Consider the following 19,995-nt stretch of genomic DNA (forward strand, 5'->3'; position numbering starts at 1 on the left):
CTGTGAAATCGCTTGCTATCGCGGCCACGGGCATGAACGCCCAACAGACCAACATCGAAGTCATCGCGAACAACATCGCCAACATCAACTCGACGTCGTACAAGCGGGCGCGTGCCGAGTTCACCGATCTGTTCTACCAGATGGACCGCATGCAGGGCGTTGCCAACACCAGCGGCTCCTCGCCGATTCCGGAAGGCGCCAATCTCGGCCTCGGCGTCAAGTCGGCGGCGATCCGCAAGCTGCACATCCAGGGCGCGCTCACGCAGACAGGCAATCCCTACGACATGGCGATCAACGGCCGCGGCTGGTTTCAGGTGCTCGGCCCGAACAACGAAGTGCAGTATACCCGTGCCGGCTCGTTTAACACCAACGCCAACAGCCAGCTCGTCACGACCGACGGCTATCTGCTGGATCCCGCCATCACGGTGCCGCAGGGAACGGTCCAGGTCACGGTCAACCAGACCGGACAGGTGTTTGCCAAGCTGGATACGGAAGTGAACCCGAGGCAAATCGGCCAGCTCAACCTCGCCAATTTCGCCAACGAGGCCGGCCTCGAACCGCTGGGCAGCAATCTCTATCGCGAAACCACGGCGTCCGGCACGCCGGTCGTCGGGCTGCCCGGCGATTCCGGCTACGGCAAGATCAACCAGCAATATCTCGAAGCCTCGAACGTCGACCCGGTCAAGGAAATCACCGAGTTGATCTCTGCCCAGCGTGCCTACGAAATGAATGCCAAGGTCATCCAGGCCTCGGATGAAATGGCCCAGACGGTCTCGAAGGGCATGCGCTAGTTCCGGTGTATCCATGTTGAACAGGATGGGCTCGATCATGCGCGGGTTGGCCGCCGTGCTGCTGGTTCTCGTCTCGGCGCGTCCCGCCGCGGCCGAGGAGAAGCGGCTTCCCGTGCCGGCCGTCTCGATCCGCGCCGGCGAGCTGATCCGGGACGACATGATCACCGAGCGCGCCTTCGCGCCGAACGTGCTCGGCGTGGCCATGTTCATCGAAGGACGCCAGGTCCTGGTCGGCCGTATGGCGCGTCGCGCGCTGCTCCCCGGCCAGCCGATCCCGACCAACTCGGTGGAGGATCCCTGGACGGTCGCCCGCGGCGCGATGGTCAAGGTCGTGGTCGAAGACAGCGGCCTGTCGATCGTGACCTACGGCGCAGCGATGCAGTCGGGTGCGCCCGGCGCGCTGATCCCGATACGAAACACCGACACCGGTGTGATCATCAGGGCCGTCGTCCAGCCGGACGGCACCGTCAAGGTCGTGGACGGGTCATGACCAGAGTCCTGCTTGCGCTCGTCCTGCTCGTTTCCGCCGCCAGCGCCCAGGCCGCCGTCCGCATCAAGGACATCGCGGACATCAAGGGATTGCGCGAAAACCAGATCGTCGGCTACGGCCTCGTCATCGGCCTGAACGGCACCGGCGACACGCTCCGCAATGCGCCGTTCACGGAGCAGTCCCTGCAATCGATGCTCGAGAACATGGGCATCAATGTCCGGAACGAGACCACGAGCACCAACAATCCGCCGCGTCCGACGACGCTGCGCACGCGCAATGTCGCGGCCGTGATGGTGACCGCGGACCTGCAGCCCTCGATCGGTGCGGGCGAGCGCATGGACGTGACCGTGTCGTCGCTCGGCGATGCGACCTCGCTGCTCGGCGGCACCCTGGTGATGACGTCGCTGCGCGCGGCGGACGGCGCGGTCTATGCAGTGGCGCAAGGCGCGGTCACGGTCGCCGGTTACAGCGTCGGTGGCCAGGCCCAGAACGTCAGCCAGGGCACGCCGACCGCGGGCCGCATTCCGAACGGCGCGCTGGTCGAGCGCGAGGTGCAGGGTAGCCTCCACGAAATGGAGTATCTTGTGCTGGAGCTCAAGAACCCCGACTTCGTCACCGCAACGCGAATCCTCGACGCCATCAATCGCTACGCGGGCGGACGCTACCGCGCGCAGATCGCCTTCGAGCGCGACTACCGCACCATCGTGCTGTCGAAGCCGCGCCATATCGGACCGGTCCGCTTCCTCGCCGAAATCGGCGAGCTGACCGTAGAGCCGGACACGCCGGCGCGGGTCGTGATCAACGAACGTACCGGCACCGTGGTGATCGGACGCGACGTACGGATATCGACCGTTGCCGTGACGCACGGCAATCTGACGGTCCGCGTCACCGAGCTTCCCGTGGTGTCGCAACCGGCGCCCTTCTCGAAAGGGCAGACGGTGGTCGTGCCCCAGACCGTGGTCGAGGCCAACGAAGCCGGATCGCAGGTGGCGATCCTGAGCGGCGTCGATCTCCAGCGCCTGGTGCGCGGCCTGAACCAGATCGGCCTGAAACCATCCGGCATCATCGCGATCCTCCAGGCGATCAAGACGGCCGGCGCCCTCCAGGCGGATGTCATCGTGCAATGACGCGTAAGCGCCGTGCAAGCTTGGTCGCTCAATGCTCTCTCGACCGAGAATCGTACGCGGGCCGATGTTGAAGCTGGATCATAAAGCCAAACTCCTCCTCCTGGTCGCGGCCTCCGCGCTCGCGAGCGCTTCGCCCGTCCTGGCGCTGGATGAGGCCAAGCCGTCGAAGCCGCTCAACCTGCTGTCCTTCGCACGCGCCCGCGCGCCTGGCCCGCAGAAGCCGATCTCGTCGATCCCGAGCGACAATGCATCGATGCGAGCGACGGCGTGGGCAGCCGAAGATTCGGGACCCGCGACCACGGGTGCCGTGCCGGCCTCCGAGAAGCCCGCGCCGGCAGCCACAGCCGCGCCGCGACCGGCCAAGCCCGGCAGCGTCACGGCGCCGCCGAAGCCGGTGCCGCCCCCGGCCGCTGCAACCGCGGACAACGAAGTCGCCCTGTTCTGCAGCAATGTCGCCGACCCCGCCGTCGATGCAAGGCTGGCTTGGCAGCTCAAGGAGCTGGAAAAGGCCGAGAACCAGCTTCGCGAGCGGATCGCCGAGGTTGAGGCCAAGCGCGCGGAATATGAGAAGTGGATGGCGTTGCGCGACGACTTCCTGAAGAAGGCCGAAGCGAGCGTCGTCGAGATCTACTCGCGCATGAAGCCGGATGCCGCCGCAACCCAGATCGCCGGAATGGCAGACGAGACGGCTGCGGCCGTGCTCGCAAAGCTCAGCCCGAGGAGCTCGAGCGCAATCTTCAACGAGATGGAGACGGGGCGCGCGGCGCACCTCGCCGATCTGCTCGGCGGAATGCGTCGCGTGGATGACGGAAAGACCAAATAGATGAAGAACCTGATCCTCATCCTGTCGCTGTTCTCGCTTGCCGGATGCGTCACTGATCCGGCCGAGGTCCTGACTGGCCCGCGATTGTCGCCGGTCGGGAGCGGGCTGAGGACGCAGGCCGATCCGATTCCCGTGACGCCCCGTATGCACTCGCCCGTCAGCTATCGCTCGACCTGGGACGATGGCACCGACCTCTACCGCGATCCCCGCGCCCGGCGCGTTGGCGACGTCGTGACGGTGATCATCTCGATGCAGGACAAGGCCAAGCTGGACAACAAGACCGGCCGCTCGCGGGATTCGCAGATCAAGTTCGGGCTCGACTGGCTGATGGACGTTGCGGGATGGCAGGACAAGGGCTCGACGAGCGCCAACCTCAACACCAACACCCAGATCAAGGGCAACGGCCAGATCGACCGCACCGAGGATATCAAGCTGTCGATCGCGGCCATCGTCACCGACGTGTTGCCGAACGGCAATATGATGATCAGCGGCTCGCAGGAATTCAAGGTCAACACGGAAATGCGCGTGCTCAACGTCGGCGGCATCGTGCGTCCACGTGATATCTCGCGAACCAACACGATCTCCTACGAGAAGATCGCCGAGGCACGCGTGGCCTATGGCGGTCGCGGAAATCTCTCTGACGTGCAGCAGCCTGGATGGGGACATCGGATCTATGACGCCGTGGCACCGTTCTGAGATGCGCGACCGTCGGGCCGCGTCGCGGGGGCAGGGGACGTCATGCGCCTGATTGCAGCCATCCTGGTGTTGACCCTGATCGCGATCGGTGCGGGCGCGCTTGCCGGCCTGCATCTGTTTGCGGCCGCCGAGCGCGTCGCCGATGCGAAGAAAACCGCCACGCCGCCGCCTCTTGCCTCGAGCTACGCCGGCAGCGCGCGGCTCAGGAAGCTGTCCCCGATCGTGACTAATCTTGGCGCGCCGGCCAACAACTGGGCCCGCATCGAAGCCTCCATGGTGACCGAGAGCATGAGCGACGAGGATGCCGGCATCCTGGCGGCCCATGTCAGCGAGGACATCGTCACCTATCTGCGGTCGGCGACGGTGGCGCAGTTCGAGGGATCGCGCGGGCTTCAGCACCTGCGCGACGACCTGACCGAACGCGCCAATATCCGCTCCTCGGGCAAGATCCGCGAATTGATCATTGAGACGTTGGTGATTCAGTGAAACTGAGACTCCTGCTGCTTGCGTTGCTCCTGGTCGTGCTGCCCGAAGTGGCACTGGCCCAGATTCCGGACCTCAATTCGCTGCTGCCGCCGGGCAACGGCTCGACCAGCGGCCGGATCATCCAGCTGATGGCGGTGATCACGGTGCTGTCCGTGGCGCCGGGACTGCTCATCATGGTGACGAGCTTCACGCGATTTGCGGTGGCGCTGTCGTTCCTGCGGGCCGGTCTCGGCCTCCAGACCACGCCGGCAAATCTGGTGCTGATCAGCCTCGCGCTGTTCATGACCTTCTACGTGATGGCGCCGACCTTCGACCGCGCCTGGGAAACCGGCATCCAGCCGCTGATGAAGAACGAGATATCGGAGGAAGAGGCCTATCTGAAGATCACCGATCCGTTCCGCGAATTCATGCTGGCCCATGTTCGCGACAAGGATCTGCAGACGTTCGAATCGCTGGCCGCGGAGAGCTTCCGCAGGAAGTTCGACGACAAGCGCGTCGACATGCGCGTCATCATTCCGGCCTTCATGATTTCCGAGCTCAGGCGCTCGTTCGAAATCGGATTCCTCATTATCCTGCCGTTCCTCGTCATCGACATGATCGTGGCGACGCTGACCATGTCGATGGGCATGATGATGATGCCGCCGACGATCCTCGCACTTCCGTTCAAGATGCTGTTCTTCGTGCTGATCGACGGCTGGAACCTGCTCGCCTCCGGGCTGGTGCGGTCGTTCTCGTAACGGCAACGAGCGCCAGAGGGATGGTTATGGTTAGCGAGAAGTACCGCCCTATGGTTAGCAATAGGTACTGTTAACCATCTGATTTTACAGCGTAATTCAAGCCGATCTTAATCTGCGCGCAAGATTCGGCGTGTTAGCAATGCGGCACGGCGGGTTGGACCCCACCCATATCAGTCCAAAGGCATGATGCCGCCCCTCCGTACCGGTGAAAGCCCGGTATGTCCCCTCGTGAAAATGTAACGCGTACATAAAGGGACATTCGCAATGTCAAGCCTGCTTACGAACTCGACCGCCATGACCGCACTCCAGACCTTGCGGTCTGTGAGCTCGCAGCTCTCCACCACGCAGACCCGCATCTCCACCGGCCAGCGCGTCTCGACCGCCTCGGACAACGCTGCCTATTGGTCGATCGCGACGTCTATGCGCGCCGACAACGCCGCGCTCTCGGCGGTCTCCGACTCGCTTGGTCTGTCGGCCGCGACCGTCGACACCGAATATACCGCTCTGACCACGGTCATCGGCGACAAGGACTCCGGGCTGACCAAGCTCCAGTCCCTGCTGGTCGAAGCCAAGACCGCCGGTATCGACCGCAGCAAGATCCAGGCCGACGTCACCCAGATCCAGCAGCAGATGAAGGCGACAGCCAGTGCGGCGACCTTCAACGGCATCAACTGGCTGAGCACGACCGCCACGACGCCGACGACCTTCAGCCTCGTGTCATCGTATTCGCGTATCGGCGGCACGCCCACCATCGGCTCCATCACCGTGACGACCGCCAACTACTCGCTCTACACCTCGGCGCAGGGCGGCATTCTGGACACGGCTGGTTCGACCGCTCCGTCGATCGACACGATGAGCATCTCCGCGCTGACCGACTCGGCAGCTGACCAGACCACGCTCGATGGCTACATCGCGCAGGTCACCGCTGGCATCAACTCGGTTGCCTCGGCCGCCGCCAATCTCGGTGCCGTCAAGAACCGCCTCTCGACCAACACGGACTTCGTGAAGTCGCTGATGGACTCGGTGGACCGCGGTATCGGTCAGCTCGTCGACGCCGACATGAACCAGGAGTCCACCCGGCTGTCGGCCCTCCAGGTCCAGCAGCAGCTTGGCGTGCAGGCGCTCTCGATCGCCAATAACAGCAGCCAGAGCATCCTGTCGCTGTTCCGCTAAACCTCGAACCATCCGGGGAGGGCCGCGCTTCTCGCGAAGCGCGGCCCTTTCGCTTGGCGGTGACGTCGCGCGCCGTAATTTCGGCTGCCCTGTTGCGGTCAAGACACAGGGCCACAAGCCCCGCACAAGCTTCGCGGGCTATCGTCGCCGTTACGACAGGTTGGGCCTTGACGCTTTTGCGCAGCCCAAAGGCATGACGCCGCCCTGCCGTACCGGTGCAAGTCCGGTATGTCCCCAACTCAATCCAATCTCCAAAGGGACATCAAAATGGGTTCTAGCCTCCTCACCAACTCGTCTGCAATGACCGCGCTGCAGACCCTTCGCAACGTCAGCTCGCAGCTCGCGACGACGCAGAACCGGATCTCAACCGGTATGCGTGTTTCGACCGCCTCAGACAACGCCGCCTATTGGTCGATCGCGACGTCGATGCGCTCCGACAACGCCGCGCTTTCCGCGGTTTCCGACTCGCTCGGTCTGTCGGCTGCGACCGTCGACACCGAATATACTGCTCTGACCTCGGTCATCGGCGACAAGGACTCCGGCCTGACCAAGCTCCAGGCGCTGCTGGTCGAAGCCAAGACCGCTGGTATCGACCGCACCAAGATCCAGGCTGACATCACCCAGATCCAGCAGGACATGAAGCTCAAGGCCAACTCGGCGACCTTCAACGGCATCAACTGGCTGAGCACGACCGCCACGACGCCGACGACCTTCAACCTGGTGTCGTCGTACTCGCGCGTCGGCGGTACGCCCACCATCGGCTCCATCACGGTGACCACCGCCAACTACTCGCTTTACACCTCGGCGCAGGGCGGCATTCTGGACACGGCCGGTTCGACCTCTCCGTCGATCGACACGATGAGCATCTCCGTGCTGACCGACTCGGCAGCTGACCAGACCACGCTCGATGGCTACATCGCGCAGGTCACCGCCGGCATCAACTCGGTGGCCTCGGCCGCCGCCAATCTCGGTGCCGTCAAGAACCGCCTCGCGACCAACACTGAGTTCGTCAAGACCCTGATGGACTCCGTGGATCGCGGTGTCGGCCAGCTCGTCGACGCCGACATGAACGCGGAATCGACCCGGCTGCAGGCGCTCCAGACCCAGCAGCAGCTCGGCGTTCAGGCGCTCTCGATCGCCAACCAGAACAGCCAGAGCATCCTGTCGCTGTTCCGCTAAGTCGCGGCTTCGAAAACGACCGTGCTCCTCAGGGAGCACGGTCTCCGTCATGAACGGCGGATCTGACGGCACACGACGTGCCAACATCGATCTCCTGACGCCACCTTCCAGGCAACACGCCGTCGCCGATCGCGCCGCGATGCGACCGGCCGTCCGCTTGTTGCCGACGCGCGCGATTGCGTCACTCAGTCTCTTGTAAAATTGCAACGCCTCGCCTGCGAACCGACACATTCGTGGTCTCGCGCAACCTTCAGACAAGGTTGGCAGCAGAGTGTCCTCTACGTTCGCATTGGTATGAGGTCACATGCTGTTCAGTCGTGCGCAGATACAGCAACTGCTCAACAATCTGCTGGAGCTTGGGCCGCGACGCCTGATGGCCTTGGGATTGATCGGTTTCGCCGTTCTCGTCACCGTCGTGGGCGGCGCCTATTATCTGAGCCGGCCTGAATTCGAAACGCTCTATACGGGCCTTTCCCGCGAAGATGTGACGCGCATGGGTGCCGCCCTGCGCGAGCAGAACATCACCTTCGACGTCAGTACGGCCGGCGACGCGGTCTCGGTGCGTCCGAGCCAGACCATGCAAGCGCGGATGCTGCTCGCCGAGAAGGGGCTGCCGACCAGCGCAAATTCCGGCTACGAGCTGTTCGACAAGATCGGGTCGCTGGGTTTGACCTCGTTCATGCAGGAGGTCACCAAGCTCCGGGCGCTGGAAGGCGAAATCGCCCGCACGGTGCAGTTGATGAAGGGCGTGAAGGCGGCGCGGGTGCATATCGTGATGCCGGTGCGGGGGTCGTTCCGCGCGACGCAGCAGCCGCCTTCGGCATCGGTCGTGCTGCGCACCGACGGCGCGATCGAGGCACGCACGGCGCAGTCGATCCGTCATCTCGTCGCGGCGGCCATTCCGGGCATGACTCGCGACAAGGTCACGGTGCTGGACGCCGACGGTTCGATGCTGCTTGCCGAAGAGGACGAGGCGACTGCTGCTCCGACCAAGATGGCGAGCCTGCAGAAGACGGTCGGCGGGATGGTGCAGGAGAACATCCGCAAGGCGCTGACGCCGTATCTTGGCCTCGACAATTTCGAAGTGAGCGTTGCATCGCAGCTCTCCACCGACAAGCGGCAGATCAACGAAACTGTCTACGACCCCGAAAGCCGCGCCGAGCGCTCGGTCCGGAATGTCCGCGAGAACGAGAAGTCACAGAACGCGGATCGTTCGCAGCCGACCACGGTGCAGCAGAATCTTCCCGACCAGCAGGTGAACGCCGGCGGCACCAAGAACTCCAGCGAGGACAAGACGCGCCGCGAGGACGTCACCAATTTCGAGGTCTCGTCCAAGACCACGACGACGGTGAGCGACGGCTATTCGGTGAAGAAGCTGTTCATTGCCGTGCTGGTGAACCGCGGACGGCTCATTGCCGACCTCGGCGACAAGAGCAACCAGGCCATCGTCGACAGCAAGCTCGCCGAGATCAGCCAACTCGCGGCCACGGCCGGCGGTCTGGACAAGGCGCGCGGCGACCAGATCCAGGTGACGGCCGTCGATTTCATCGAAGGCTCGCGCGAACTGGCGCCGGTGCCGCCGATCAGCTTCGTCGAGATGATTAACAAGCAGCTCGGCAGCGTCATCAACGCAGTCACGATCCTGGCCGTCGCTTCGATGCTGGTGTGGTTCGGACTTCGTCCCGCGGTCAACGGCATTTTGACCCATCGCGCGGCGCAGGAGCAGACCGAGGCGGCGGAAGCTGCCCAGCTCGAGGCGGCCGCCGGCGCCCTTGCATTGGCGGACAGCGAGGAGAGCGAGCTCAACCTGGTCGAAGACCTCGAAGGCAAGATGCAACGAACGCCGCAGAAGCGGTTGGAGCAGATCGTCCGTCTCGATCAGATGCAGGCGGCAGCGATCCTTAAAGACTGGATGCGACGCGAGGAGGCGGCATGAACGCGGCAATCGGAAAGCTCCTGACGCAGTTCGACGCGAACGGGCGGGTCAAATCGCCTCCGCCTCCACCGCCGCCCAAAATCCAGGATGTGCTGACGAGGCCGAAGGAAGCCCGGCGCGAGCCTCAGCCGCAGCCCCAGACCCATTCGCAGCCGCAGCTTCAGTCGCCGCCTCCGGCGCCGAAGGCGGAAGCCCCGGCGGCTAATCTCCTGGATGATGCCTTTCGGCGCGGGCATGCGGCCGGCGTCGCGGAGGGCGAGTCCAGGATCGCCGAGGAAAGAGTTCGCAGCGCGATCCGGCTCGGCGAAGAGCGGGCCAAGTGGTCCGACCAGCAGGCGGTGGCGGTGGTCAGCGGCTTCGAGACGGCTTGCCGCGAAATCGAGACCAACATCGCGAGCTCCGTTGCGCGGATATTGCTGCCGTTCCTCGCCGATGCGGTCCGCGACAAGGCGATCGGGTCGCTGATCGAGCAGATTGCGGCGCTGACCGGCAATTCGCCGGTGCCGGTGTTCAAGGTCACCGGCCCGAGCGAACTGCTCGACCTGGTGAGGACGCAGCTCGGGACGGCGCGGCGAACCGGCTTCGAGTATGAGGCCGCCGATACTTTCGAGGTTCGCGTCGTGGCCGACCAGACCGTGATCGAGACGCAGATCACAGCCTGGAGCGAGCGCCTGAAAGAGGCGCGCCGGTAGTCCGTCATGAATGAGGTCAAGTCAGAACTCGTCATCATCCGCCGGCGGAGCGCCTTCGACGACGAGAAACCGCACGGCGGCGTCTGGAAGATCGCCTATGCGGACTTCATGACAGCGATGATGGCGTTCTTCCTGGTGATGTGGCTGATCAATGCACTCAACCAGGATCAGAAGCAGGTGGTCGCGAGCTATTTCAATCCGATCAAGCTCGCGGAGAACGCACCTGCCCCGAAGGGACTCAAGGATCTCTCCAAGAAGGAGCCGTCGTCGTTCGACGGCCAGGACGGCAGGCGCCAGCCGGGAGGACCGAGCGAGGAACGTCGCGGTGACTCTCCGACGGCCGAGAAGCCGCCCTTCTACGAGGAGAAGGTCCTGTTCCGCGATCCCTATACGACGCTCGCCGAGATCGCCAGCAGTGCGAACCAGGCCTCGGGCCAGCGGCGCGCCGGCGCCCTGACGTCCGCCGAAGAGGATGGCCTCAAGGGAGGCGACGCCTACCGAGATCCGTTCGATCCCGGCTATTGGAAGCTTGCGCCGCAGGCGGCCAAGGATGCCGATCGCATCATCGAGGGCGAACCCAAGCCCAAGCCAGAGCCCGAGTTCAAGTCGAATGCGTCCACGCGCGACACTGCGTCCGGGACAGGCCAGGGCGAGCCGCAGGCACGCCGAGCCAGGCAGGACGATGCCGGCGGAAGCGTGGCTCCGAACGGCGACGCGTCGTCCGCAAGCCTGTCGCCTCTGCTGCCGCCGGGGCCCGCGTCGTCGCTGTTCTCACGCGAAGGGAGCGCGCAGCCGGGTGCCCAGGCTGGTAATCAAGCCAATGCCGCCGCGCAGCCGCGTCCCAACGATGCGACGAAGGAATCCGAGCCGCGCGACGCGGTTCAGGCCCAGCAATTAACGGTCAAACAGCTTCAGTCGGCGATCGCGGATGCGCTGTCAGACGTCAAGGCCGGCGCGGGACCGGTGGCCGAGGTGCGTCAGGTCGAGGAAGGCCTGCTGATCAGCCTAACCGACGATGCGAACTTCGGCATGTTCGCGGTCGGCTCGGCTGAGCCGCGGCCCGAACTCATCCGTGTGATCGACAAAATCGGCCCGCTGCTGACAAAGCGTCCCGGCGTGATCATCGTCCGCGGCCACACCGACAATCGGCCGTACCGTTCGGAGACCTACGACAACTGGCGGCTGTCGACGGCCCGTGCGCAGATGGCCTATTACATGCTGGTCCGCTCCGGCGTCGATGCGCAGCGCATCGAGCATGTCGAGGGTTATGCCGATCGGCGGCCGAAGCTTCAAAACGATCCGGCGGCCGCGCAGAACAGGCGGATCGAGATCATGGTCCGGGAGAAGCGTCCTTGATCTGGCCCCTTCTCCGAGCCGCGCTGCTGCTGCCGTTCACGGCGGCGGCCGCATTCGCCGAGGCGGCACCGGTGCCGGTACCGGCGGCATCGACATCGAGCGAGCCGTATGAGCTCGTTCGGGCGTTGCAGACCGTGCAGGACGGCATCGCTAATGGCGATAGTGCGGCACACGGCAGCCACGGCGCATTGATCAGGCAGATCGGCGAAAAATTTCTCGCCGCCGATCCGGGCGTGTGGAGTAATTCGCAGAACGGCCAGGCCGCCGTCATCTACCTGCTCAGCGGCGGCGCACCGCAAATCATCCGCAAGCTGCCGCGAGACAAGCTGAACGTCGATGGACGGCTGTTCGATGGCGCGCTTGCCTATGTCGAGGGTCGTCAGGACGAAGCGCGCGAACTGCTCAAGGACGTCAAGCCGCGGACAATTCCGTCGGGCCTGGGCGGACAGCTCGCGCTGGTGCAGGGCGCGCTGTTCGCACGCGCCGAGGCATCGCTTGCAATCGAGCGTCTGGATGACGCGCGCCTGCTCTTGCCGGGCACATTGGTGGAGGAGGCAGCGCTGCGGCGAGAGATCTTGCTGGTCGGGCAAGCCGAGGATTTCGACAAGTTCGAGTTCCTGGCGCTGGCTTATATCCGGCACTACCACAACTCGGTCTATGCGGGGGACTTCTGGCAGCGTTTTTCCACGGGTCTGACGCAGTCGAGCCTCGCGCTCGACGAGCGTCGGTTTGCGCGGATCAGCACTTTGCTGGAGCAGATCGACCGCGCGAGCCGCCTCAAGCTCTATCTCGTGATCGCGCGCACCGCGATGGTGCGCGGAGGGCTGGCCGTGACCCGGCTTGCCGGCGAACGCGCGCTGGCACTCAGCGCCGATGCCTCGGCGGAGCGCGAGCGGGCGCATTTGTTTCGCGGCGTGTCGCGGGCGCTCACCGACGAATATGACGGCGGTCTCGCCGAATTGAAGGCGCTCGACCGGTCGAAGCTGCCGGAGCGCGACATTCCCTTTCTCAATGCAACGGTGCAGCTCGCACTCGACGTTCGCAAGCCGTTCGCTGGCGGATCCGCCGCCGCAGCCGACAAGCCTCCGGTCACGCCGGCGCGTCTCGACCTCGCGTCGTCGACCGCAACGCTTGCTCGCGCGCAGAAGCAGCTCGGCGAGCTCGAACTCCTCACCAGGGATCGCCGTCCATGACGAAGCTCAGTGGAACCTCCGGACAGGTCTTTTCGAGTCTCGCCGAAAGCCTCAACATGCGGGGCACATCGCGCTCCGGCAAGAGCGCCGGGGCGAAAGCGCCGGCGGACTCGTCCTTCAACGATCTGCTGCACACCGTCTCGAATCTCGCGAAGCGGGCGCTCAACGACGGGGGCAGCGACACGGCCGTCAAAGCCGGAACGCTGCGGACGCGCCTGGCGCACCAGAGCGGGAAGGACAACGCGAGCGACGAGGAAGAGCCCGGATCCAGCGAGAATCTCACCGAGAAATCTTCCGACAAAAAGGTCGACAAACCCTCCGGGAAACATGGACTTCTCGATCATACCGAGCAGGCCGACGTCCAGAGCCGATCGAGCATTGCCGGGATCATCGGGCAGGAGAGCGTCGCCGGGCCGCAGGTCGTGATGCCGCAGATGCAAGCACCGGCCGGCGACAAGAAGGGTGCGTCCGGGCGCGACGAGCGGTCTGCCACGACGAAGCGCGACGTTCAGGCCATGGGCACGTCGAAGGCGACAGCCGAGCTCCCATCTCCGGTGGCTCCAGCCGCCGCGCATTCGCAGGCCGCGACTTCGCACGCCGGAGTTACCGACCAGGCGTCATCGCCGGAAAGCAGTGTGCCGCCGACGGCAACGGCACCCGGCTTCGAGGCCATCGCGGCCAATGTCGAGCGTGCCGCCAAGGCTTCGGCGCGGGATACATTGCCCGGAACGACCAAGGTCACCGTGGTCCAGCAGGAGACCCATCTGCCGCCGGCGCAGTTCAACGCTCCGCAGCAGGTTGCCAACGCTGTCGTCGCCGAGCTGAAAGAAGCTCCGGCACCGACGGCCTCCGCAGCTCCAGATCTTACCACGTCCCAAGCCAATGCGCCGGATCAGCCGCTCAAGATCCTGACTATCAATCTCGAGCCGGCCGCGCTCGGCAATGTCACCGTGCGCCTTCGTCTCGTCGGCAACGAAGTGTCCGTCCACCTCGCCGCCGAGCGCAAGGACACGAGCCAGATGCTGGACCAGCAGCGCGATTCGATCCGCGACCTGATGCAGTCGGCGGGCTACGTCGCCGATGTTGCACCCGTCCAGCACGGCTCGCTGGATGGTTTCCAGAGCGGCTCCGGCCAGTCGCAGCCGCAGCTTTCGGGCCAGCAACAGCCCTCGTCGCAGTCGCAAGGCACGTTCGACGGTACCAGCAATTCGTCGGGACAAGCGGACAGCGGCGCGAAGCAAGCCCGACAGGAGCGCCAGTCCAACCAGGAGACGCGTCATGACCAGGACGTGGCGCCGCAGATTCGTCGCGGCCCTGTTTATCTGTAACGCCGGCGCTGCGGCTGCAGCAACCGACAATTCGCGCCCGTGCGAGCGCGAGATGGCGCGTGCGTCCCAGCAGCACGGAATCCCGCTCGGCATTCTCTACGCGGTCGGCTTGACCGAGACCGGGCGGCGCGGCGCACTTTATCCTTACGCGCTCGGCGCCGAAGGACAGACCGTATTCGCCAAGGACATGAACGACGCGATCGCCAACTTTGAAGCCATGCGAGCCAAGGGGATCAAGCTGATCGACCTCGGCTGCATGCAGATCAACCATTACTATCACGGCGACAAGTTCGCCTCGGTGCGGGCGATGTTCGATCCCGCAGGGAATGTCGACTACGCCGCGCGCTTCCTGAAGGAGTTGAAGCAGCGCGAGGGCAGCTGGACCATGGCTGTCGCCCGCTACAATGCAGGCCCCAACAACCAGCCGGCACAGAAGCGCTACGTCTGTCACATCGTCGCGCATCTCGTCTCGAGCGGCTTCGGCGCGTGGACCGACAAGGCGCGCTCGTTCTGTCAGCCGAAGACGACCTGAAGGGCCGACACCAAGTTGTGCATTGGCCTCCATCATCAGCCCCGCGCAAGCAACAGCCTCCATTGTAACTGCAACCTATCAAAGGAGCCTAATTCATGAGCCTGTATGGTGTTATGCGCACCGGCGTTTCCGGGATGAGCGCGCAGTCCAACAAGCTGTCGACGGTTTCGGACAACATCGCGAACGTCAACACCACTGGCTACAAGCGGGCTTCGACCGAGTTTTCCTCGCTGATCCTGAAGAGCGGCTCGGGCAATTACGATTCCGGCGCGGTCGAGACCACGGTGCGTTACGCGATCTCCGATGCCGGCAATTACCAGTTCACGACCTCGGCGACGGATCTCGCGGTTCAAGGCAACGGCTTCTTCGTGGTGCAGGATCCGAACGGCAACAACTTCCTGACGCGCGCCGGTGCGTTCGTGCCCGACAGCACGGGCAATCTCGTCAACGCCGCCGGCTTCCAGCTGATGGGCTACAACATCCAGAACGGAGCCGTGCCCAATACTGTCGCCAACGGTTTCGGCAACCTGCAGGTCGTCAACGTCAACCAGATGGCGCTCCAGGCGTCGGCTTCGACCAAAGCGACGGTGGCTGCCAACCTGGATCCCAGTGCTGCGGTCGTCGCGTTTCCGGCCGCGCCTGCAGGTCCGGGCAACTATACGTCGAAGACGTCAATGGTGACTTACGACAACATCGGCAACCCGATAACTCTCAACGTCTATGCGGCAAAGACAGCGGCCGATACATGGGATATCGAGGTTTACGATCCGACGGGAGCTATGATTTCGACGCCGGGTCCTGCTACGACTTTCACTTTCGACGTCACAGCCGTCGGCAAGGGTGCGCTCGCTGCGGCGAGTACAAAAACGATGCCTCTGACCGTCCCCAGCGGTTCGACGAGTTTCCCTCTCACGATCGACCTCTCGGCGATGACCCAGGTCGCTTCCAGCTTCGACTTCAAGGCCACGGTCGACGGCAACGCTCCGTCCGCGGTGGACAAGGTGAACATCGACAGCAAGGGCGTGGTCACCGCCGTCCTCAAGAACGGCACCACGCTGCCGAGCTTTCAGATCGCGCTCGCGACCGTTCCGAGCCCGGACCATCTGACGCCCGAAGTCGGCAACGTCTATTCGCCGAACCTGGATTCTGGAAACGTGCAGGTCGATGTGTCTGGCAAGAGCGGGCTCGGCACGATCCAGTCCGGTGCTCTGGAAGATTCCAACGTCGATCTCGCGGACGAGTTGACCTCGATGATCGAGGCGCAGCGAGGTTTCACCGCGAATTCGAAATCATTCCAGACCGGCGCCGATCTGCTGGACGTCGTCGTCAACCTGAAGCGCTGAGTCTCTCAGCGCTCGTTCCCGGCAAGAGCAGATCATGAACCTTACCGCCGCTCTCGAATCCGCCCGCTCCTCGCTGATGGCGTCGGGCATCCAGTCGTCGGTCATTTCGCGCAACATAGCCGGTGCCAGCTCCACCGGCTATTCGCGCAAGATTGCCGTGCTGGACAACCTCCCGGGAACCGGCGTCTACGTGGCGGCGATCCAGCGCGCCGCGAGCTCGGGTCTCTACACCAACGTGCTGACCGCAACCTCGACGTCGGCCAAGCAGAGCGCGATCCTTGACGGTCTCCAGAAGATCGCGTCTGCCACGGTGGACGATCCGGAACTCGACCAGTCGCCGACGGCGCAGCTCAATGCGCTGAAGAAGGCGCTCCAGCAATATGCCAACGCCCCGGATAACACCACGCTGGCGCAGGCAGCGGTGACGTCCGCCAAGGACATGGCGACCGCGCTCAATCAGGCGACTCTGACCGTGCAGTCGGCCCGTGAGGGCGCGGATGCCGACATGCAAACGTCGGTTCAAAACATCAATCGGTTGCTCTCCCAGTTCCAGACCGTCAACACCGCGATCGTGAAGGGGACGATCTCCGGCGACGACATCACGGACTACCTCGACCAGCGCGACAGCATCGTCTCGCAGATGTCGCAGGAGGTCGGGGTCTCGATGTCGCTCCGTCCCAACGGCGACGCGGCGCTCTATACCGACAGCGGCGTCGTGCTGTTCGACAAGACGGCGCGAACGGTGAGCTTTGCGCCGACGAACGCCTATACGGCCGGCACCACCGGCAATGCCGTCTATATCGACGGTGTTCCGGTGACCGGCGCCAATTCCGTGATGCCGCTCAAGTCCGGCAAGCTTGCTGGCTTGGCGCAGCTGCGCGACAATGACACGGTTACTTACCAGAGCCAGCTCGACGAAATCGCGCGCGGCCTGGTCGACGCCTTCAAGGAAAGTGACCAGTCGGCTGTTCCGACGCTGCCCGATGTCCCCGGTCTCTTCACCTACCCCGGCGCGCCGGCGATGCCGGCGAGCGCCACCGTCCTGGTGGGCCTCGCTGGTACCATTTCGGTCGCTGCATCGGTCGATCCGGCCCAGGGCGGCAATCCCAATCTGCTGCGCGACGGCGCGATCAGCGGCAACGTCGCGTACCAATACAATACCGCCGGCAACGGCGGCTACTCGGCCCGGCTGCAGCAGCTCATCGGCGCCATGGATGCGTCGCAGCCGTTCGATGCGACCACGCAAGGCAAGCCGAGCGGCAGCTTGATCGACTTCGCGTCGTCGTCGGCGAGCTGGATCGAAAACCAGCGCAAGACCGCGGACTCCAACGTCACCTACCAGAAAACGCTGCTCGACCGCAGCACCGCGGCGCTGTCGAACGTCAGCGGCGTCAACATGGATGACGAGATGTCGTTGATGCTCCAGGTCGAGCGCACCTATTCGGCCTCGTCGAAGATCATCTCGACCGTCGACGAAATGTTGCAGAGTCTGCTGGCTGCCGTGGGAAATTAAGTCATGATGAGCGCGAACTACATCTCGACCTTGATGCTGTCTTCGTCGTTGAGATCCTCGATCACCAACAATCAGGCCGCGCTGGCCAAGGCTTCGAAGGAAGCCACCACCGGCCGCTTCGCCGATGTCGGCCTCGAGCTTGGTGCCACGACGGGAGGCGACGTCACCCTGCGGGCGGATTTGAGCTTCGCCGATCAGCTCGTCGATACCAATGGGCTCGTCGCGGGGCGACTGGACATAACGCAGAGCCGGATCACCCAGCTTGGATCGACCGCGACGGACTTCCTCAAGGACCTGATCGCGGCGCGCAGTACCGATGGCGGCGGGCGCATCATCCTGCCACCTGCGTCCTCCAACCTCCAGGATCTGATTGGCGCGCTGAACGTCTCCTATAACGGCTCGTCTCTCTTTGCGGGCATCAACACGCAGAACACGCCGATCACGGCCTACACCGCGGGCTCGGCCAGCAAGAACCAGGTCGACGCCGACTTCCTTGCGACCTTCGGCTTCTCGCAATCATCGCCCAGCGTGAACACCATCACCCCGGCCCAGATGCAGACCTTCCTCGACACCACCTTCGATGCCGAGTTCGCGAGCCCGGCCTGGAACACGAATTGGTCATCGGCGACCGACCAGGTGATGCAAAGCCGCATCTCCACGACCGAGATTGCCGATACCTCCGTCAGCGCCAATCAGCCGGGCTTCCGCAAGCTCGCCGAGGCCTACACCATGATGGCGGATCTCGGGAACGCGAACTTGGACCAAGCGACGTTCCAGGTCGTCGTGGACAAGGCCATCGGCCTTGTCGGAAACGCCATCACTGACCTTGCGACCCTCGGCGGCGACATCGGCACGGTCCAGCAGCGGATCACCTCCGCAACCGACAAGCTCAAGACCCAGCAGGACATTCTGAACAATCAGATCGTCGGCATAGAGAAGGTCGATCCGACGGAAGCCTCGGTCAGGGTCAACACTTTGCAGACGCAGATCCAGACGGCGCTTGCGCTCACCTCGCAGCTCCAGAAGATCAGCCTCATCAACTATCTCTGAATCCAGCTCCTTCGTAAGGCGCGTAACCCTTGTCTTGCTGTTCGGTCTCCTGCGCAGAGTTGTCCTGATGACGTTTGAAGCCTATGAATCGGTCGTCGACGAGAGCGGCTATGAGGCGCGGGGCCGCGAGCGGCAGGCGCTCAGCCTCGGCATCGACCGGCTCGAGCGGATCCAGTCGGACCGCTTCAGCCTCGAGGATCTGGTCGAGAGCCTGCTCTATGTGCGGCGGCTGTGGACGATCTTCATCGAGGATCTCGCGCATCCGGAAAACGGACTTCCGGAAAAGCTGCGCGCCGACATCATCTCGATCGGCCTGTGGGTGGTCAAGGAAGCCGACCGCCTTCGTGAAGAAAAGTCGAACGACGTGATCCAGCTCATCGAAATCAACCGCCTGATCCGAGACGCACTTTGATGAAGATATCCTTGCGTGCGGGCGAACGGGTCTACATCAACGGCGCGGTGCTGCGCGTGGACCGCAAGGTCTCCGTCGAGCTCGTCAACGACGTGATGTTCCTGCTCGAAGGGCAGATCATGCAGGCCTCCGACGCCACCACGGCGCTGCGGCAGCTCTATTTCATCGTCCAGCTCATGCTGATGAATCCGACTGACGTCCGCGATGCTTCGGCTCTCTACGCGCAGCATCACGCGGCCCTGCTCGCGGTGTGCGAGAGCCAGGAGATGCTGGTCGGGCTTGGCGCGGTCGACGACCTGGTCGGAGCGACCCGTTACTTCGAGGCGCTCAAGCGGATCCGGGCACTGTTTCCAGTGGAGCAGGCCATCCTGGCCGGCGCCACGATCGATTCCCCATTCGAGGCTGCCTGACAGGAGAACTACATGAACGTCACCAGCGCGACCGATAGCACCAGCAAGTCGTCCAGTTCGACCAGCTCGACGACGCCGAAGTCGAGCACCGGCGTCGACTACAACACGTTTCTTCAGCTCCTCATCGCGGAGATGAAAAACCAGGATCCGACCAATCCGATGGATACCTCGCAATATATGAGTCAGTTTGCACAGCTCTCGTCGGTCGAGCAGGCGATGCAGACCAATACCAAGCTCGACGCTCTGCTGTCTTCGCAGTCGCTGTCGCAGGCCGACGGGCTGATCGGAAAGACCGTCAGCTTCACGGACGCGACCGGAGCGAGCTTCAGCGGCAAGGTCGCTTCGATCTCCATCAACAGCGACGGCTCGGTCGCGACGCTCGAGAACGGCACCAAAGTCGCGATCGGCCCCGGTCTCACGATCAGCCAGTCATGAACGAACGGGATGCTCTCGACATCGTCCAGGCGGCGATCTGGACCATCATCGTCGCCTCCGGGCCTGCCGTCGGTGCCGCGATGCTGGTCGGCACCATCATCGCGCTGATCCAGGCGCTAACCCAGATCCAGGAGGTGACGCTGACCTTCGTTCCGAAGATCATCGTCATTCTCGTGGTCGTTGCCGTCTCCGGCTCCTTCATCGGAGCCCATCTCTCCACCTTCACCGAGATGGTCTATTCGCACATCGAGCGCGGCTTCTGATCCGGACGGTCCCGGCCGCCTCTGCCACCC

General features: G+C 63.9%; 22 protein-coding genes. All 22 read left to right on the forward strand.

The window, feature by feature from the left end; genetic code table 11:
* Nucleotides 1-2 precede the first annotated feature (2 nt).
* Nucleotides 3-791, forward strand: coding sequence for a flagellar basal-body rod protein FlgG (flgG, locus tag ABIB91_RS10120; RefSeq protein ID WP_007595892.1), 789 nt, complete (start codon nucleotides 3-5; stop codon nucleotides 789-791).
* 13 nt (nucleotides 792-804) lie between these two features.
* Nucleotides 805-1,281 carry a flagellar basal body P-ring formation chaperone FlgA gene (gene flgA / locus ABIB91_RS10125; protein WP_219681286.1) on the forward strand — a complete coding sequence of 159 codons (477 nt, stop codon included), beginning with the start codon at nucleotides 805-807 and terminating at the stop codon, nucleotides 1,279-1,281.
* Entirely contained in the window at nucleotides 1,278-2,408 is a 1,131-nt protein-coding gene (gene flgI / locus ABIB91_RS10130) for a flagellar basal body P-ring protein FlgI (RefSeq protein ID WP_007595884.1), read from the forward strand. The genes flgA and flgI overlap by 4 nt, the downstream gene beginning before the upstream one ends.
* Before the next feature lie 64 nt (nucleotides 2,409-2,472).
* The gene (locus tag ABIB91_RS10135) at nucleotides 2,473-3,231 is read left to right on the forward strand and encodes a MotE family protein (protein WP_007595880.1); all 759 of its coding nucleotides are present in this window, start codon (nucleotides 2,473-2,475) and stop codon (nucleotides 3,229-3,231) included.
* Nucleotides 3,232-3,927 carry a flagellar basal body L-ring protein FlgH gene (gene flgH, locus ABIB91_RS10140; RefSeq protein WP_219681280.1) on the forward strand — a complete coding sequence of 232 codons (696 nt, stop codon included), beginning with the start codon at nucleotides 3,232-3,234 and terminating at the stop codon, nucleotides 3,925-3,927.
* A 42-nt stretch (nucleotides 3,928-3,969) separates the two neighbouring features.
* Nucleotides 3,970-4,413, forward strand: coding sequence for a flagellar basal body-associated FliL family protein (locus ABIB91_RS10145; protein WP_007595878.1), 444 nt, complete (start codon nucleotides 3,970-3,972; stop codon nucleotides 4,411-4,413).
* Entirely contained in the window at nucleotides 4,410-5,150 is a 741-nt protein-coding gene (gene fliP, locus ABIB91_RS10150; RefSeq protein ID WP_247401331.1) for a flagellar type III secretion system pore protein FliP, read from the forward strand. The genes ABIB91_RS10145 and fliP overlap by 4 nt, the downstream gene beginning before the upstream one ends.
* A 264-nt stretch (nucleotides 5,151-5,414) precedes the next feature.
* On the forward strand, nucleotides 5,415-6,323 hold the full coding sequence (locus ABIB91_RS10155; RefSeq protein ID WP_007595876.1) for a flagellin N-terminal helical domain-containing protein: 909 nt from the start codon (nucleotides 5,415-5,417) through the stop codon (nucleotides 6,321-6,323).
* 267 nt (nucleotides 6,324-6,590) lie between these two features.
* Nucleotides 6,591-7,502: a flagellin N-terminal helical domain-containing protein gene (locus ABIB91_RS10160; protein WP_007595875.1), complete on the forward strand. Its 912-nt coding sequence runs from the start codon at nucleotides 6,591-6,593 to the stop codon at nucleotides 7,500-7,502.
* 304 nt (nucleotides 7,503-7,806) lie between these two features.
* Entirely contained in the window at nucleotides 7,807-9,438 is a 1,632-nt protein-coding gene (fliF, locus tag ABIB91_RS10165) for a flagellar basal-body MS-ring/collar protein FliF (protein WP_354160450.1), read from the forward strand.
* Entirely contained in the window at nucleotides 9,435-10,130 is a 696-nt protein-coding gene (locus ABIB91_RS10170) for a hypothetical protein (RefSeq protein ID WP_354160452.1), read from the forward strand. Before fliF ends, ABIB91_RS10170 begins: the two co-directional genes overlap by 4 nt.
* A gap of 6 nt (nucleotides 10,131-10,136) precedes the next feature.
* Nucleotides 10,137-11,486, forward strand: coding sequence for a MotB family protein (locus ABIB91_RS10175; protein WP_354160454.1), 1,350 nt, complete (start codon nucleotides 10,137-10,139; stop codon nucleotides 11,484-11,486).
* Nucleotides 11,483-12,679 (forward strand): chemotaxis protein, encoded by a 1,197-nt coding sequence (locus tag ABIB91_RS10180; RefSeq protein WP_354160456.1) that lies wholly within the window; start codon nucleotides 11,483-11,485, stop codon nucleotides 12,677-12,679. Before ABIB91_RS10175 ends, ABIB91_RS10180 begins: the two co-directional genes overlap by 4 nt.
* Nucleotides 12,676-14,007 (forward strand): flagellar hook-length control protein FliK, encoded by a 1,332-nt coding sequence (gene fliK, locus ABIB91_RS10185; protein ID WP_354160458.1) that lies wholly within the window; start codon nucleotides 12,676-12,678, stop codon nucleotides 14,005-14,007. The genes ABIB91_RS10180 and fliK overlap by 4 nt, the downstream gene beginning before the upstream one ends.
* The gene (locus ABIB91_RS10190) at nucleotides 13,958-14,539 is read left to right on the forward strand and encodes a transglycosylase SLT domain-containing protein (protein ID WP_026232641.1); all 582 of its coding nucleotides are present in this window, start codon (nucleotides 13,958-13,960) and stop codon (nucleotides 14,537-14,539) included. Before fliK ends, ABIB91_RS10190 begins: the two co-directional genes overlap by 50 nt.
* Nucleotides 14,540-14,634: 95 nt before the next feature.
* Entirely contained in the window at nucleotides 14,635-15,882 is a 1,248-nt protein-coding gene (locus ABIB91_RS10195) for a flagellar hook protein FlgE (RefSeq protein WP_354160460.1), read from the forward strand.
* A 34-nt stretch (nucleotides 15,883-15,916) separates the two neighbouring features.
* The gene (flgK, locus tag ABIB91_RS10200; RefSeq protein ID WP_354160462.1) at nucleotides 15,917-17,395 is read left to right on the forward strand and encodes a flagellar hook-associated protein FlgK; all 1,479 of its coding nucleotides are present in this window, start codon (nucleotides 15,917-15,919) and stop codon (nucleotides 17,393-17,395) included.
* A 3-nt stretch (nucleotides 17,396-17,398) separates the two neighbouring features.
* Entirely contained in the window at nucleotides 17,399-18,445 is a 1,047-nt protein-coding gene (locus ABIB91_RS10205; RefSeq protein ID WP_354160464.1) for a flagellar hook-associated family protein, read from the forward strand.
* A gap of 67 nt (nucleotides 18,446-18,512) precedes the next feature.
* Nucleotides 18,513-18,857 carry a flagellar biosynthesis regulator FlaF gene (gene flaF, locus ABIB91_RS10210; RefSeq protein WP_007595854.1) on the forward strand — a complete coding sequence of 115 codons (345 nt, stop codon included), beginning with the start codon at nucleotides 18,513-18,515 and terminating at the stop codon, nucleotides 18,855-18,857.
* Nucleotides 18,857-19,267: a flagellar biosynthesis repressor FlbT gene (gene flbT / locus ABIB91_RS10215; protein ID WP_354160466.1), complete on the forward strand. Its 411-nt coding sequence runs from the start codon at nucleotides 18,857-18,859 to the stop codon at nucleotides 19,265-19,267. The genes flaF and flbT overlap by 1 nt, the downstream gene beginning before the upstream one ends.
* A gap of 12 nt (nucleotides 19,268-19,279) precedes the next feature.
* A complete protein-coding gene (gene flgD, locus ABIB91_RS10220) occupies nucleotides 19,280-19,702 on the forward strand; it encodes a flagellar hook assembly protein FlgD (protein ID WP_007595852.1) in 423 nt (140 codons plus the stop codon).
* A complete protein-coding gene (fliQ, locus tag ABIB91_RS10225) occupies nucleotides 19,699-19,965 on the forward strand; it encodes a flagellar biosynthesis protein FliQ (protein ID WP_018453982.1) in 267 nt (88 codons plus the stop codon). The genes flgD and fliQ overlap by 4 nt, the downstream gene beginning before the upstream one ends.
* Nucleotides 19,966-19,995 lie beyond the last annotated feature (30 nt).

Source organism: Bradyrhizobium sp. JR4.3 (assembly GCF_040547695.1).
GTDB classification, from domain to species: Bacteria; Pseudomonadota; Alphaproteobacteria; order Rhizobiales; family Xanthobacteraceae; genus Bradyrhizobium; species Bradyrhizobium canariense.

Bases quoted from the DNA above. Each gene is read 5' to 3' on its own strand.
- flgI (WP_007595884.1), top strand. From the start codon at position 1,278: ATGACCAGAGTCCTGCTTGCGCTCGTCCTGCTCGTTTCCGCCGCCAGC.
- fliF (WP_354160450.1), top strand. From the start codon at position 7,807: ATGCTGTTCAGTCGTGCGCAGATACAGCAACTGCTCAACAATCTGCTG.
- ABIB91_RS10160 (WP_007595875.1), top strand. From the start codon at position 6,591: ATGGGTTCTAGCCTCCTCACCAACTCGTCTGCAATGACCGCGCTGCAG.
- ABIB91_RS10155 (WP_007595876.1), top strand. From the start codon at position 5,415: ATGTCAAGCCTGCTTACGAACTCGACCGCCATGACCGCACTCCAGACC.
- ABIB91_RS10205 (WP_354160464.1), top strand. From the start codon at position 17,399: ATGATGAGCGCGAACTACATCTCGACCTTGATGCTGTCTTCGTCGTTG.
- flgA (WP_219681286.1), top strand. From the start codon at position 805: ATGTTGAACAGGATGGGCTCGATCATGCGCGGGTTGGCCGCCGTGCTG.
- flgK (WP_354160462.1), top strand. From the start codon at position 15,917: ATGAACCTTACCGCCGCTCTCGAATCCGCCCGCTCCTCGCTGATGGCG.
- ABIB91_RS10170 (WP_354160452.1), top strand. From the start codon at position 9,435: ATGAACGCGGCAATCGGAAAGCTCCTGACGCAGTTCGACGCGAACGGG.
- flgD (WP_007595852.1), top strand. From the start codon at position 19,280: ATGAACGTCACCAGCGCGACCGATAGCACCAGCAAGTCGTCCAGTTCG.
- fliK (WP_354160458.1), top strand. From the start codon at position 12,676: ATGACGAAGCTCAGTGGAACCTCCGGACAGGTCTTTTCGAGTCTCGCC.
- ABIB91_RS10175 (WP_354160454.1), top strand. From the start codon at position 10,137: ATGAATGAGGTCAAGTCAGAACTCGTCATCATCCGCCGGCGGAGCGCC.
- ABIB91_RS10145 (WP_007595878.1), top strand. From the start codon at position 3,970: ATGCGCCTGATTGCAGCCATCCTGGTGTTGACCCTGATCGCGATCGGT.
- ABIB91_RS10190 (WP_026232641.1), top strand. From the start codon at position 13,958: ATGACCAGGACGTGGCGCCGCAGATTCGTCGCGGCCCTGTTTATCTGT.
- ABIB91_RS10195 (WP_354160460.1), top strand. From the start codon at position 14,635: ATGAGCCTGTATGGTGTTATGCGCACCGGCGTTTCCGGGATGAGCGCG.
- flaF (WP_007595854.1), top strand. From the start codon at position 18,513: ATGACGTTTGAAGCCTATGAATCGGTCGTCGACGAGAGCGGCTATGAG.
- flbT (WP_354160466.1), top strand. From the start codon at position 18,857: ATGAAGATATCCTTGCGTGCGGGCGAACGGGTCTACATCAACGGCGCG.
- flgH (WP_219681280.1), top strand. From the start codon at position 3,232: ATGAAGAACCTGATCCTCATCCTGTCGCTGTTCTCGCTTGCCGGATGC.
- ABIB91_RS10135 (WP_007595880.1), top strand. From the start codon at position 2,473: ATGTTGAAGCTGGATCATAAAGCCAAACTCCTCCTCCTGGTCGCGGCC.
- fliQ (WP_018453982.1), top strand. From the start codon at position 19,699: ATGAACGAACGGGATGCTCTCGACATCGTCCAGGCGGCGATCTGGACC.